Source organism: Salegentibacter sp. BLCTC, from assembly GCF_015143665.1.
GTDB classification, from domain to species: Bacteria; Bacteroidota; Bacteroidia; order Flavobacteriales; family Flavobacteriaceae; genus Salegentibacter; species Salegentibacter maritimus.
On sequence record NZ_WYEW01000002.1, the window covers coordinates 95,107 to 109,590 of the forward strand.

The window sequence follows — 14,484 nt, forward strand, 5'->3', positions numbered from 1 at the left end:
GTTAGTTTACCCATACTAAAAACTAACTCCACTAATTGCCCCTAATTCTTTTTTTCCTATTGGTCTCATAATCTTCAAAAATCATTTCACCCAAACCTTTAAGTCCGGTATAAAAAGCCTTTCCCTGGTTGGCATAAGTAAACTCCCTAACAAACTGCATCAAATAAGGGTCTTGCGCTATCATAAATGTGGTAATTGGAATATGTAATTTACGAGCTTGCCGGGCCATGGTATAGCATTTTCCGATAATATATGGATCAAGCCCCATACTGTTTTTATAATAAGAACCATCTCGCTCTCTTAGGCAACTGGGTTTACCATCGGTAATCATAAAAATTTGCCGATTGGTACTTCGCTTTCTTCTTAAAATATCCATAGCTAATTTTAAACCTGCTACCGTATTGGTATGATAAGGCCCTACTTTAAGATAAGGAAGATCTGCTATGGAGACCGGCCAGGCGTCATTTCCAAAAACAATAATATCCAGACTGTCTTTTGGATACCTGGTCGTTATTAATTCGGCAAGTGCCATAGCCACTTTTTTGGCAGGGGTAATACGGTCTTCGCCATAAAGTATCATACTATGGCTAAGGTCTATCATTAGCACTGTGCTCATTCGGGATTTATAGTGCGTTTCTTCTACCACCAGGTCTTCTTCACTCATGTTAAAATCACCTATCCCATGATTAATTTGAGCGTTACGCAAGCTTTCGGTAATTGAAATTTTATCGGGTGCATCTCCAAACTGAAATGCTTTAAAATCTCCGGTATGTTCATCGCCCCTACCTACGTGGTTAGTTCTATGGCTTCCTGAGGCACTTTTCTTTAGTTTTCCAAAAATTTGATCTAAAGCCTGCTTTCTAATAGCACGTTCGGTTTTAGCCGTAATTGCCATCCCACCACCATCATCTTCATTTTCTTCTTTTATATAGCCCTTCTTTTTAAGGTCTTCTACAAAATCATCTAACGTATAATCTTCAGTGGTTAATTTATACTCTTCATCAAGTTGTTTTAGCCAGTCTAAAGCTTCATCTAAATCGCCTGAAGTATGTGTAATCAATTCCTTAAAAACCTCAAATAACCTATCAAAAGGCGACTTTTCCGGTGCTTCAAACTTATTAAAGACAAATCCGCTACCCTGTCTGTAATCTTTCTTTTTCATAATCTTAAAATTACAGTATTTTGGGTAGAATTGGAAAATCTTTAACTGCAGCAGAAACTAAACTTATGTTAATCTATAAGCTCAATTATAATTATTTTAGAACTAACTAGCGTAATACTATAAGGGAAATTGAAAAAATCACGACCAACTTATAAAGTGGACAGCATTAACTTACAAGAGATAAGAGCAAGCTGAAATAGCGTGCTAGACACCTATATTCTATGTTCTATAACTTAATTTAGAGTGATAAAGGCTAAATAATTGCTTCCAGAATTTTAAATGGAACGTGACAAAAAGATAAAGGTTTACTACACCTAATCTCAACTCCAAATTCAAAAAGTTCACTCAAAACATCTGGTTGACTTGCCTCTCTTATTTTGCTTAAGGCTCATCATTCATCATTCTATTTGATTTACCTAATTATTGTATAGCCCTGCATTTGGTAAGTGGGAATATCTATTAAAGCAGATAAAGTTAATTTGATTAAGGGATTCATTTCGGTTTCCGGGTTAATACCTCTTTCGGCAGCTGCCTGTCCGCAAATATTAATAGGAACCCCATAATCTGTCAATTTTTTAATAAGATCCAGGTTAGGATTGCTCTTCCCTTTTTTTAGCTTATAAGCTTTTTCGGTAAGAACAATAGGCGAAGCTTCGCCACTGATAACCGCTGCTACCTGAATGTTCTCTTTAGGAACATGGTTAGCTTCCAACAGATTAATAAGTCGGGCTATTTTCCACAGTGAAGCATTTACTCCATCACGTTCCTTTTTATTTGTTATATGGAAGAACATTTTATATTCCTTTTGTGGGTTAGGCTTTATAGCAACCTCTTCATATTCTATAATTCTACCGTAACCCTCAATAGCCGGTGTTTTCCAACTTTGTGCCTGTATAGGTAAGCTTATAATTACTAATAGAAAGAAAACAAATCTTATCATTTTTTACTTGAATTTATATTTTTAAGATACTTATCAACTCCTACCGGTTTATTTCCCATAATTCTTTAAGGATTTACCGCCTCACTTAAAATAACATTTTATTGATCGTAAAAGTGATAAAATCCTCTTATCTCTCAATAGCGATTAATTTATATACTTTCGGCAAAAATATATTCAAATTTAAATCGTCAGCTATGTTACAAAAGTGCAATAAAAACTAGTTTAGACCGAGACAGTTCCTACTTTTCTTAAATAAATTACCGTAATATTAATGAGACTATAGTTAATTTCGAGGCAAGGCTAGGAGTATTAAATCCTGAGTACGGAGTAAAAATATACACTAAGCATAATTTTAGGTTTATAGTAGTTTTCTCTCAGTAAATATGCGATTCTTTTAATAAGTTTTTCAGCTTTAAAATTTATTTTCTGGGTATCGCTGGCAATGATTTTTTTTTAAACTTATATACCCTTGTCCAAACAGAATATTAGATTTGAGTTTTATAGTGTTATTCTTTTCTTAAATGCTTCAACAATTCCTAAAGAGTTTAGAGATTTGACTGTTATAATATACAGATACATGAAAAAAATAATATTAAGTATTTTTTGCTTAGGCCTGGTTTTTAATTTTTATGGCCAGAACTCACCTTACGAGACCAATACCTGGAAAGACGGTGCTTACATTGCAGGAACTGTGGGTATAAATATCTTAGGCCTCACTTTAATTCAAAATAAGGATGCGCTCACAGAGTCCGAACTACAGGCACTCAATAAAAATGATATATGGAAAATAGACCGATGGGCTGCCGGAAATTATTCTGAAAAAGCAGATGCCATAAGTTATATTCCTTTTTATGCGGCCTTAGGAATGCCCCTGGCGTTTTTACCCGGAGAAAACGAACGCAAGAATTTTGGACAAATAAGCGTTCTATTTATTGAAACAATGGCTACAACAGGGGTGTTTTATACTATGACTGCCGGTTTAATAGATAAAAGTAGACCTCTAGTGTACAATAAAAACCTTCCTGTAGACACACGTGCCGAGGGAGGTGCACAACGATCTTTTATTGCAGGACATACTGCCGTGGCAGCAGCGGGTACATTCTTTGCTGCAAAGGTCTTTAATGATTTTCATCCAGATTCTAAAGCAGTACCTTACATATGGGGAGGTGCCGTTGGAGTTTCGGCACTTATGGGGTATTTAAGAACAAAAGCCGGCAAACACTTTTTAACAGATAATATTGCCGGTTTTATAGTAGGAGCAGCTAGTGGTATTTTAATACCTGAACTACATAAGAAAGACAAGAAACACATTGATCTTTATCCCACTGCAAGTTTTAATATTAATGGTACGGGCATAAACACCAAAGGACTGGCATTAAGCTATAAATTTTAATTGAATTCGCCATGGAGATTTCAGAACTAATAATGCTGGTGGTTTGCGCCATCTTTTTAATTCCCAGTTTAGCATCTGCCACTCGTTTTGATAAATGGTGGATACGGGCTTTCGATTTTCCGCGTATTCAAATTTCAATACTAATAAGTGTTGTGCTTGTGATAGCTATTTTTGTTTTTGATTTTTCTGAGGTAATTCATTTTATAGCAATAGGCTTACTAATTTTAAGCTTATTATACCAATTAGATAAGATCTACCCGTATACCTGGTTTGCAAAAAAAGAGGTAATGCAATTTGAAGATGGAGATCCTACCGATAATATTTCTATTCTAGTAAGTAATGTTCTTACCCCAAACAAAGACTATCATAAACTTCTTGAAATTGTAAACAGAAGACAGCCGGATATTTTATTAACGCTGGAATCTGATAAAAAATGGGAAGAAGCGCTTAAAGATCTTGAAAAAGACTACAAATATTGTGTAAAAGTGCCCCAGGATAATCTTTATGGAATGCATTTATATTCTAAACTTAAATTAGAGGAAACTGAAGTAAGATATCTGGTAAAAGAAGATATTCCTTCTATTCACGGGTTTGTACGCTTAGATGACAACTCAAAAATTAGAATACATTGTATGCATCCCAGGCCACCCAGTCCTTCTGAAGCTCAAACATCTACTAACCGTGATGCTGAATTATTGATGTTGGGCAGAGACGTAAGAAAACAAGATGAGAGTCTCCTGGTATTTGGAGATTTAAACGACGTTGCCTGGTCCAGGACCACCAGGTTATTTCAACAAATGAGCGGCTTAATGGACCCCAGGATTGGAAGGGGCTTTTTTAACACCTTTCACGCCGATTATTTGTTCTTTAGATGGCCACTTGACCATGTCTTTCATAGCAATGATTTTACCCTTATTGATATTGCCAGGGAAAAACATATAGGATCCGATCATTTCCCTATGTATATTAAGTTGAATTTTGAGCGGAAAGCAGAGCTGGAACAAAATAAACCGGAAGCCGAAGACGAAGAGAAAGAATGGGCTCAAAAAAAGATTGATGATGCTAAACCTCGCGAAAACGGAGTTTAAACCCGCTCAAAAAAATGGCTTATTTCAGGAATTTCTTTAATCTTTTCACAATCTAAAGACGCTATTGGCTTTTCAATAAAAGACCGCACCATACTATATTTTTCGACTTCTTTTCTATCTTTATCGTTAATTGAAGAGGTTACCATTACCACATGATAATTAGAGTTTTCCTTATGCGACTCCAAATGTTTTAGAAAATCCCATCCATTTATATTCGGCATGTTGATATCTAAAAAAATCAGAAAGTTTTTATTTTCATTTCGCTGTTGTTGCTCATCTAAATAATTTAAAGCAACCGTAGCCTTGCGGAAACTAATAGGGTTTGAGGCAATATCATGGTTTATTATCATTTTCTCCTGAATAAAAATCACAATCTGGTCGTCATCTACAATAATTACTTCAAGCATTTTAAAGGATTTAGGACAAAAGCTTATAATTCTTCTTCAGTTTTATTGGTAATTTTTCTAATTACCTTATCTAGCTCTTCCGACGAATTTAATATATTATCTATAACTTCATCTATATTGTCCAGGTTATTTCTTTGATTTTTTAGTAAATCAATAAGCCCCATTATTCTGGCCAGAGGCGCCCTAACCACATGAGATTGTGTCCAGGCTATTTCCCGAAGCCTTTCGTTACTGCGCTCTATGGCATTAATATACTGTCTTCTTTCAGTAATATCCTGTATAGAGCCAATAATTCGGGAGGGCTTGTTGTTAGCATCGGTTATTACATAACTTCGGTCCAGAATATATTTATAGTTTCCATCGGCGCATTTAAAACGATATTCAATATTCAATAGCTTTTTATGGTTTGTAAATATTTCGGAAGTAGCGTTAATTACCCGTTGGTAATCGTCTGGATGGAGTTTCTGCTTCCACCAGGATCTAGATACATCGAGTTCCTTTGGACTATAACCGAAGATATCATAAATAGCATTGCTAAATCGAAAAGAATCTTTTTCTATATCGTAATCTGTAATTAAATCGGTGGTAGCTTTAGCAACAATATCGTAACGCTCTAAACTTTCCCTCAGCTCCTTTTCCTGTAACTTAAAACGAGTAATGTCTCTCGAGTTTGCCACCAAACCATTTACGGCAGGATCGTCTCTTAGGTCACTAATAATTGTTTCCAGCCATCGCCAATTACCCGCTACATCTTGATACCTGTAAGAAGGCAATTGATAAGATTTAACTTTACCGATAAATTTAATCTTATCTTCAATGAGAGGGCGATCTTCTTTATGAATAAATTGAAAAACATTTGTCCCTTCCAGTTTTTCCGGACTTACGCCTAGAATGTTCTTAGCGCTGGGACTTATGTAAGAGTAATGAAAATTTTCATCTATAATACTTATTACATCACTGCCGTCTTGCACCAGTGCTTTAAAACGCTGCTGGCTATGTCTAAGTTTTTCTTCCGCCTTGAGTTTTTCGGTTATATCGTGAGCCAGGGTAACCCTTGCTTCACGCCCACCAAACATAATTGGATTGCTTTGTACAGCTATATGGAGTACTTTTCCTGCCTTAGTGAAATGTTTTACATTTATAACAAAAAAATCATGGAAATTATTTTCTACGGTTCTTTCAATTCTATCTTCATCCTCTACCCAAAGATCTCTAACCGTCATTTGCATAAACTCCTCACGTGAGTAGCCATAAAGATTAATTGCAGCCTGGTTTACACTTAAAAACTCAAGAGTATTCCTGTCTAGAACCCACATAGGTAAAGGGCTTGATTCAAATAGGGTACGATATTTTTCTTCAGATTCGTACAACTGTCGCTGTACTCTACTACGCTCTATACTATAATGAATGCTTTTTGAAAGATTGGACGCATTAATTTCATCTTTTAGAAGATAATCTGAAACTCCCCAGGAAAGGGTTTTCATTCCATAATCTTTATTTGCATATCCTGTAAGAACTACCACGGGTGTAGCATTAGCTAAAGCCAGCACCTCCTTAACAAGAACTTCAGGGCTCTTAATATCTGGAAGCGATAGATCTAATATTACGGTGTCAAAGACTGTTGAATAAAGGAATTCTATTGCACCCTTAAAGTTTTTAGCATGCTTTATTTCCAGGCTTGCATGCTCTTCAGAAAGATAATCCTCAATAAGAATAAAGTCACCAGGGTTGTCTTCAATAACTAATATCTTTAATTGCCCGGTTTTTCTTTTCATTTAATTAAAATATACCTATAATATATTGATAAACGTAAAATTATTCTGTGATTAGAAAACAATATTAAGTAAAGATACTAAAATTGTTCTTGCGTTATAAATTAAAACTTTTTATCAGACCAAAATTTGAACATCATCATTTTCTGTATTGATTATCAATACCTATCATTTATTAAACGTCCTATACAATTTATGGCTATCGCTTTATAAAAACACTTTAGAGATAGATACACCGGCACCAAAATTAGGGGTAGCAATTTCACTAAAATCACCACCTAAATGAAGATTTAAATTCACTATATTTTGCAGTAAATTTAAATCTATATAAGTAGAAAACACGTGCTTACCATTTATGTTTGAACTACCTTTCCCACCGTAGTTTTTTCTAAAACTGCCTAAAAATCTATATGGGATTTTATTAAAAGCCATTCCGCTTAAGCCTAAGTGATGTGCAATTATTTTATTATTGGCAATCCTAAACCTGTCCGGGCCAAGGCTAATAAATGGAAGCCCTAAAATCCTGTTTTCATAAGTCCAACCAGATCTATAAAGGTTATTATTAAAGTAATTATCCTCTCCATCGGTAGTTGGCGTGTTTTTACTTTGATTTTTGGTATAGTAAAATTCGTACATTAAAGCTTGAAGCCAGGAATCTAATGGAGCCCTTGTATTTTCTACAAAAACACCATATCGGCCATCGGGTGTATTTCTAAGTAAACTTCCAGAGCCGTCTTCAAACAAATGATTATAAATTAGCTCAACATTATACCCCGATAATTTGGTTTTAATATTGACCTCATAACTTCCAAGATGATTTCCCAACCCATTAATTTCTTGTTCAGAAATTGCATCTCCCGTATTATTGCCTACACCTCTTCCGGTTACCACTCTTGTATATGCTTCAAAATTAGAAGGTAGGTCTCCATATTCAGGATGGGTTCCTCCCCATTGCACAAAATGTCTTAAACCTGCTGAAATCTGGAATTTAGGTGATGACTTATACACCAGGTGAAAGCTTTTATGATGTAATCGGGTATTATCTACAAAGCGTTCATCGTCCATAAGATATTCTTCCAGTGAGGCCCTGAATCCTAATCCTGTATTATTTTTAAAAAATACTGGACGCTTTGTAAAAAAGCGAATTCCGGGAAGAGGTCTGGCGTTTAAAGACCATAATACACTTTGATTCGTGGCACTTAAACCTTTATACAAATCTCTTCGCTGTTTACGACCAATTACTACTCCCAACCAGGAATTATTAAAAGTAAGGTAAGACTCGTCTAATTGTAATTTGTCGGTATACCCATCCTGATAGAGCGCAGCAAGACCAAGTTCTAACGTGGCGTTTTCAGAAATTTTATAAACTCCATTTGTGCTTATAAAACCGGAAAAATTGGTACGTTCATCTACTCTTCCCCTTTTATTGGTATGAAACCAAAAAGGAGAATCTTTCCCAGTGTATGTTAAACCAAAACTATGAACCTCGCCACTAAAGTCGATTTCTTGCGAATGTAGGCTTAGAAAAAATGAGAGAAATAAGAATACTAGTAATTTTTGTTTCATAAGTAGGCATTAAGGCTTTTAAAAGATGCTAAATTCGATTTAAAATTATGTAATTTTATACTTCTAAAACTTAGAAATGCTATCTATTTTTCAGAAAAAATATTTTTTGGCCGATTTGTTGGGCGGTTTTACCGATTTTCATAACCATTTATTACCGGGCATAGACGATGGAGCAATTAGCGTAGAAGATTCTATAGCTATGATTCAGAAGTTTAATGAATATGGGGTCACAAATTTTGTAGCCAGCCCACACGTGATGGGCGAATTTTATCAAAATACCCCTGAAACCATTTTCCCGGCTTTAGAAAAAGTAAAGAAAGCATTACCCAAAGGAAATTCTATTAAGGCAGCAGGTGAGTATATGATGGACTTATATCTCATAGAGCAACTGGAAAAAAACAAGGTACTGCCAGTTACAAGTAATTATGTTTTAGTAGAAATGTCCTATTTCCAGGCTCCAATAAATTTAACCGAGATCTTATTTAAAATACAGAATAGTAATTTAAGACCAATACTTGCACACCCAGAACGTTATGCTTTTTATCACGACAGCAATTTTAGCAAGTATAAGGATCTAAAAGAAAGAGGCTGTGATTTTCAATTAAACATGCTGTCCTTAAGTTCTCATTATGGAAGCAGTATACAGAGAAAAGCCTTTCAACTACTTGAAAACGGAATGATAGATTTTATTAGTAGCGACGTACACCGAATGGAACACCTGGAAAAAATTGGAAATATAAAATTAAAGAAAAAGCAAATTGCCAGTCTGGAGCCTATAATTGAAAAATCTAAAGCCTTATTTCAATAAAAATTTGAATCTATAATTAGATATAAAATTAAGATAGCTAACTACAAAACACTTCGACTTTCCACTCCTGTGACGTCGGCTAGCTTTAAAACGAGTTCAAGGTAACTTTAGCCTCTTAAAGTACGACTACTTTTTGTAGATATTCAAAAAATATAGCCTGAAAACCCTTATTTACTTCCAGACATTTTATTTTTTATTCGCTGCCAGCGAGACTCTTTATCAACGCCATATCCATATCCATACCCATAAGAATACCCATAATTAGCTCCATAAGAAAACTTTGAATAATCTACATCGTTAAGAATAATAGCAGGACTTTTAAGCTTGCCCTGTTGTTTTAGTTCTTTAGAAAAATCCAACATTTTCTTATCGGTAAAATCAGATCGCACTACATACAAAGTTGTATCTGCCAAAGGACTAATCAATAATGTGTCAGTTACTATCATGGTTGGGGCGGTATCTACCAACACAAAATCGTAAATTTGGGCGGCATACTCCAATAAACTTTCCAGCCTATCGTTCATTAGCAATTCTGCCGGGTTAGGTGGAATAGGCCCTGAAAGCACCATATCTACTTTAATGCCCGCTTCTTTTTCTACCGAAATAATCTCCTTTTCGGTCACATCCAAATCGTAAAGATAATCGGAAAGACCTTTTGGAGCAGTATCGCTAATTTCTCCATATCTATGAAGTTTCGGATTCCGAATATCAGCACCTACCAGCAACACTTTTTTACCGGTACTAGCCAGTGTACGTGCCATATTGTAAGATATAAAAGTTTTTCCTTCTCCTTTTATAGTAGAGGTCACAAATATCACCTCTCCCCTGTCCTTGTTTTTATTCTGAAATAAATAAGCCAAATTTGTACGTAATATTCTGAAGGATTCCGCCAGCGGAGTACGATCATTTAACTCTATTCGTTGGTTTTGCTCTTTACCCACCCGCGGTACCTCTCCAATAAATGGAATATGCTTTGTTAATCCGCTTAGCTCACCCTTATGATGAACTTTGGTATCCAGGAGGTTTTTAAGAAAAATAACTAAAATGGGTATAATTAAACCAATTAAAAACCCACCCACCAAAATAAGCCAGGGTTTGGGGTCTACAGGCTCATTATTGGTAAATGCGGCATCTACAACCCTTGCCACCGAGGCTGTTGCAGCAAATGAAATAGCCGCCTCTTCTCTTCGCTGTAAAAGGAATAGATATAGTTGCTCTTTTATTTGCTGCTGACGCTCAATGCTTCTCATGCCCTTTTCCAAACCGGGGAAATTACTAAACTGGCCCTGAGCCATGTTCCCTCTTTGGTTAAGCTCCCTTAATCTTACATTAATTGAACGCCGGGTGCTTTCAATATTTTCAAAAAGATTTTCTCGTAAGCTATCCAGTTGCTGTGTTAACGTTTGTACCACAGGGTTACGTTCTGTACCTCCCTCGAGGTACATATTGCGCTCCATCAAGAGACTGTTATATGAATTTGCCAATCCCGAAACGCCTCCTTCACTAATTCCTACATCGGGAAGTAATTCATAATCCCCCTGGCTTTTTAATAAATCCTCAACCGAATTTAAAAGTTGTAGCTGTGTTTCTAAATTAAAAACTTCCTGTTCGGCTGCGGTAAACTTAGATTGGAATTGGGATGCGCCACTACTAACATCCATTATTTGATTTTCCCTTTTAAAATCGGCAATATTCACTTCAACTGAATCTAATTCGGTAGTTATCATCTCCAACCTGTCCTGGATAAACTTAGTGGTATTTTCTGCCACCTCCTGTTTATCTTTAACGCCTTCCTCGTTGAAACGTTCCATTAACTTAGCCAGAAAATCTTCGGATTTTTTGGGTATTTCCTGCACTAAACTTAGAGCTAAAATGTCTTTTGCCTGCCCTTTTTGAGCTATTTGAAGTTTACCTATATAATTAGCAGCAACAGACCTAAGTGATTGTATTTTAATCGTAACCGGACTGGTTTTTCTAAAAGTTCCTTCCTCTTCGCCAGATTTTGGTAAAATAGTAAATTGCAGATTATCAAGATTAATCACCTCTCCAATACTATGATTTTTTGAATAACCACTGGCTTCTTCCTCCAACATGAAGGAAGTATCAGAGGTTGGAGTTACGACTAAACTTTTGGAAACTGAATGCACTAAACTATCCGGGGTAATAAATTCAATTAATACCGGACTTGATTTATAAGCTTCCACGGCAATTACATTGCCCTCAATAAAATAACTAATATTATGATCTAATTCATCAACAACACTCTCTATAAGCTGTTTAGACCTTAATTTTTCAATATGATTTTGAATACCATCATCCTGTAAAGAAAAAATAGCTCCCCCGCCCGATGGAGTTGCATTCATCGCATTCTTTTCCTGGTCATCTACAATCATCATTGTAGCTCCAGTTCTATATTTTGGAATGGTATATCTATTATAAAGATAGGCAATAAGACCACCCATAAGAAAACCAAACAATATCCATTTCCAATAGGCTAAATACTTATATAGCTCAGCCTTTAGGTCAAAAGTAGATTCTTCCCTCTCCTCGTTAAAATCGTTTAATTCTTCCATCTATCGTGTGAATATAAAAATTAAACTAAGGGTTGAACTAACAAGTCCTAAAATAGCTCCCGGGCTACCAAAAAAACCTGCAGATTTCATTCTGGCATACGTAGGTTCTACGTACACAATATCATTCTGTTTTAAATAATAGTATGGACTTTCAAAAAGGTCAATTTCGGTCATATCTATAAATCCGACCGATTTTACTCCGTCTACCTCTCTAATAACCCTAATATTTTGACGCTTTCCGGTATAGGTAATATCACCACTCATCGCCAGGAGCTCGGGCATAGTTACTCGACCATCGGTAATTTGAACACGTCCCGGCGAACCTACTTCGCCCAAAACCGTCACGCTAAAATTCACAATTCTAACATCAACCACAGGATCTTTTACATATTCTGAAATCTGTTTTTCTAGTTTTTCCTGTATCTGCGTACGGGTTAACCCCTCCACTACTACACTTCCGAGTACAGGGAAATTGATCGTTCCTTCCGGACTCACCAAATAACCGGAAAGTGATTGGTTTTGTCCACCGCCACTACTTCCCTGTCTTTGCTGACTGTTTTGAAAGGGTTGTACTAGTTCTTCGTTTACCGAAGAAGAAGAAACATTAATTCTTAGGACATCGTTTCTTTCAATCTTAGGTTCATACTCCAAGAGATTTACCTGGCCCTCTAATTTTTCAACCTCGTTAAAATAAACCACCTGATCTTTTGTGGCGCAGCTAGTCACTATAATACCTAAGAAAAGAAAACATAAAGCTTTCCTTATTGATTTAAACATGCAGTTTTTTTTTATTCACTTATTACTTCTTCTTTTGTATCCAGGCTTTCAAATAATGAATTATTACTCTTAAATTCAGGGATAAGGATTTTCATTTTCTTAACCATTTTATCGGCTTTTAAGGAATTGGCCGATTTGATAATCTTTTCTATCCTCTCTTTAATTTGTTCGTGATCACGCACTACTTCCTGGCCTATCATAATTTTTTTATGATGTGTTGGAAGTGTTTTACATTCATCATTCAACAACTCTTCATAAAGCTTTTCACCAGGTCTTAAGCCTGTAATTTTTACTTTAATATTTTTATTTGGATCGTAGCCGGCAAGTTTAATCATTTTTATGGCCAAATCCATAATTTTTACCGGTTCTCCCATATCAAAAATAAAGATCTCTCCTCCTTTCCCCATAGCCCCGGCCTCAAGAACCAACTGGCAAGCCTCGGGGATCGTCATAAAATATCTAATAATATCAGGGTGCGTAATGGTTACCGGCCCTCCTCTTTCTATTTGTTTTTTAAACAGAGGAACTACAGAACCATTAGAGCCCAGTACATTTCCAAACCTGGTAGTGATAAACTTAGTAGTGTTTGTATCTTCCTTTATTTTTGAGTGATAAAGGGACTGTACGTACATTTCGGCAGCTCTTTTTGAAGCTCCCATTACGTTACTGGGGTTTACTGCTTTATCTGTAGACACCATCACAAAATGTGAAACTTTATACTTTAAAGAAAGATCGGCAAGATTTTTCGTTCCCAGAATATTAACAAAAACCGCTTCGTGTGGGTTTTCTTCCATTAAGGGAACATGCTTATAAGCAGCAGCATGGTATACTACATCTATTCCCTGGTTTTGGAACATTAGTTCCAATCGTTTAAAGTTTCCTACATCACAAATAATGAATTTACAATTCAAATTAGGGAACTTTGCATTTATTTCAAGACTTAATGAATGTAGCGGAGTTTCTGCCTGGTCCAGAATAATCAATTTCTTCGGATTATACTGGGCAACCTGCCTTACAATTTCACTTCCTATAGAACCGGCTCCCCCGGTTACCAAAATAGTTTTACCTGTTAATTGTTCTATTTTATTTTCGGGGTGAAGCCTAATAGGTTCCCTCTCCAGAAGATCTTCAATTTGCAAGGATTTCACCTTCTTAGCAATAGGTTGCTCGTCTTCTCCCCAGGTAGAAACAATTGGAGCATTAAACACCTTAATATTATTCTCAAGACAATCTTCTACAAAATTGAACTTTTGCTCGGCAGTAAAATTATTTTCGGAGAGTATAATGGCATCTGCATCTAAAGACTGAACCGCTTTATGAATTTTAGTTGAATAATTCACTACGGGCTTATCCAACAGCCTAATACTTTTATTGTGCTTTTCATTGGTTAAAAAACCAACTATTTTAAATCTTCTGGGAATTTCAATATCTAAAGCCCCGGCAATGGAAATCGCATTTTCATCTGCCCCTAATATAACGGCCTTTAAAATATCTTCATCCCTACTAACCAGTTTAAAATACTCGTAAATCTGTTTTACACCTAATCTGAATAAAAACAGTAGGGAGAAAGAGGCACATAAATTAATAAATAAGCCACCTATCAAAAATATTTTCTCTCCTATAGCAAAATAACTTACATAATTAATAAGCAATAAAGTAAAAAATGAACTTATGGTTGCTAAAAGCAATTTTAGTGCATCTATGTTGGAAGAATACCTAATAATCCCCGCGTAGGTTTTAAACACATAAAAGTAGAAAATATGTACCGCTATTACGATAAAAGCCTTATCATAAAAACTAAGAATAGTGTAATAATTTGGGGTAAGGTCTACAATAATTAAAACCGTAAACATGGTAGAAATGGCTACCAAAGAAAGGTCTATTAAATAAACCGCCCACCTGGGCAGATATTTTATATTCCTCAAATCAAGGGCATTATCGGTTCCCGATAGTATATTTCTTAATATTTTACTTAATTTATCTCCCATAATTATCTAC

The 14,484-nt window shown here is 35.6% G+C and carries 11 protein-coding genes; 3 read left to right on the forward strand and 8 right to left on the reverse strand.

Translation table 11 applies throughout. The annotated features are described in order from the left end of the window. Nucleotides 1–31: 31 nt before the first annotated feature. Both GUB10_RS02545 and GUB10_RS02550 read right to left on the reverse strand, forming a co-directional pair. Complete coding sequence (locus GUB10_RS02545) at nt 32–1,162, reverse strand: VWA domain-containing protein (RefSeq protein ID WP_193709871.1); 1,131 nt, start codon at nt 1,160–1,162, stop codon at nt 32–34. A gap of 412 nt (nt 1,163–1,574) precedes the next feature. Further along, a complete protein-coding gene (locus tag GUB10_RS02550; protein ID WP_193709872.1) occupies nt 1,575–2,102 on the reverse strand; it encodes a DsrE family protein in 528 nt (175 codons plus the stop codon). 577 nt (nt 2,103–2,679) lie between these two features. Here GUB10_RS02550 and GUB10_RS02555 point away from each other — a divergent pair. Beyond that, nucleotides 2,680–3,495: a phosphatase PAP2 family protein gene (locus tag GUB10_RS02555; protein ID WP_193709873.1), complete on the forward strand. Its 816-nt coding sequence runs from the start codon at nt 2,680–2,682 to the stop codon at nt 3,493–3,495. 11 nt (nt 3,496–3,506) lie between these two features. After that, nucleotides 3,507–4,583: an endonuclease/exonuclease/phosphatase family protein gene (locus GUB10_RS02560; RefSeq protein ID WP_193709874.1), complete on the forward strand. Its 1,077-nt coding sequence runs from the start codon at nt 3,507–3,509 to the stop codon at nt 4,581–4,583. Here the strand turns inward: GUB10_RS02560 and GUB10_RS02565 are convergent. The 3 genes from GUB10_RS02565 to GUB10_RS02575 form a co-directional block, all read right to left on the reverse strand. After that, nucleotides 4,580–4,990, reverse strand: a complete 411-nt coding sequence (locus GUB10_RS02565; RefSeq protein ID WP_193709875.1) for a response regulator — start codon at nt 4,988–4,990, stop codon at nt 4,580–4,582. The two genes, GUB10_RS02560 and GUB10_RS02565, sit on opposite strands and share 4 nt — an antisense overlap. A gap of 23 nt (nt 4,991–5,013) precedes the next feature. Continuing rightward, entirely contained in the window at nt 5,014–6,765 is a 1,752-nt protein-coding gene (locus GUB10_RS02570; protein WP_193709876.1) for a PAS domain S-box protein, read from the reverse strand. Between the two features lie 204 nt (nt 6,766–6,969). Then, nucleotides 6,970–8,328, reverse strand: a complete 1,359-nt coding sequence (locus GUB10_RS02575) for a capsule assembly Wzi family protein (protein ID WP_193709877.1) — start codon at nt 8,326–8,328, stop codon at nt 6,970–6,972. A 76-nt stretch (nt 8,329–8,404) separates the two neighbouring features. On the opposite strand from GUB10_RS02575, the gene GUB10_RS02580 reads away from it, so the two are divergent. Then, nucleotides 8,405–9,136: a tyrosine-protein phosphatase gene (locus GUB10_RS02580; RefSeq protein ID WP_193709878.1), complete on the forward strand. Its 732-nt coding sequence runs from the start codon at nt 8,405–8,407 to the stop codon at nt 9,134–9,136. A 167-nt stretch (nt 9,137–9,303) separates the two neighbouring features. On the opposite strand, the gene GUB10_RS02585 is transcribed toward GUB10_RS02580, so the two are convergent. From GUB10_RS02585 to GUB10_RS02595, 3 genes are read right to left on the reverse strand one after another with little or no spacing between them, the layout of a single operon-like run. Next, entirely contained in the window at nt 9,304–11,709 is a 2,406-nt protein-coding gene (locus GUB10_RS02585) for a tyrosine-protein kinase (RefSeq protein WP_193709879.1), read from the reverse strand. Beyond that, the gene (locus tag GUB10_RS02590) at nt 11,710–12,486 is read right to left on the reverse strand and encodes a polysaccharide biosynthesis/export family protein (RefSeq protein WP_193709880.1); all 777 of its coding nucleotides are present in this window, start codon (nt 12,484–12,486) and stop codon (nt 11,710–11,712) included. An 11-nt stretch (nt 12,487–12,497) separates the two neighbouring features. Further along, a complete protein-coding gene (locus tag GUB10_RS02595; RefSeq protein ID WP_193709881.1) occupies nt 12,498–14,474 on the reverse strand; it encodes a nucleoside-diphosphate sugar epimerase/dehydratase in 1,977 nt (658 codons plus the stop codon). Nucleotides 14,475–14,484: the final 10 nt, after the last annotated feature.

What these genes read in the sequence shown, in the direction of transcription:
- GUB10_RS02560 (WP_193709874.1), top strand. Translation starts at nt 3,507, where the DNA reads ATGGAGATTTCAGAACTAATAATGCTGGTGGTTTGCGCCATCTTTTTA.
- GUB10_RS02565 (WP_193709875.1), bottom strand. Translation starts at nt 4,990, where the DNA reads ATGCTTGAAGTAATTATTGTAGATGACGACCAGATTGTGATTTTTATT.
- GUB10_RS02570 (WP_193709876.1), bottom strand. Translation starts at nt 6,765, where the DNA reads ATGAAAAGAAAAACCGGGCAATTAAAGATATTAGTTATTGAAGACAAC.
- GUB10_RS02545 (WP_193709871.1), bottom strand. Translation starts at nt 1,162, where the DNA reads ATGAAAAAGAAAGATTACAGACAGGGTAGCGGATTTGTCTTTAATAAG.
- GUB10_RS02550 (WP_193709872.1), bottom strand. Translation starts at nt 2,102, where the DNA reads ATGATAAGATTTGTTTTCTTTCTATTAGTAATTATAAGCTTACCTATA.
- GUB10_RS02595 (WP_193709881.1), bottom strand. Translation starts at nt 14,474, where the DNA reads ATGGGAGATAAATTAAGTAAAATATTAAGAAATATACTATCGGGAACC.
- GUB10_RS02575 (WP_193709877.1), bottom strand. Translation starts at nt 8,328, where the DNA reads ATGAAACAAAAATTACTAGTATTCTTATTTCTCTCATTTTTTCTAAGC.
- GUB10_RS02590 (WP_193709880.1), bottom strand. Translation starts at nt 12,486, where the DNA reads ATGTTTAAATCAATAAGGAAAGCTTTATGTTTTCTTTTCTTAGGTATT.
- GUB10_RS02585 (WP_193709879.1), bottom strand. Translation starts at nt 11,709, where the DNA reads ATGGAAGAATTAAACGATTTTAACGAGGAGAGGGAAGAATCTACTTTT.
- GUB10_RS02580 (WP_193709878.1), top strand. Translation starts at nt 8,405, where the DNA reads ATGCTATCTATTTTTCAGAAAAAATATTTTTTGGCCGATTTGTTGGGC.
- GUB10_RS02555 (WP_193709873.1), top strand. Translation starts at nt 2,680, where the DNA reads ATGAAAAAAATAATATTAAGTATTTTTTGCTTAGGCCTGGTTTTTAAT.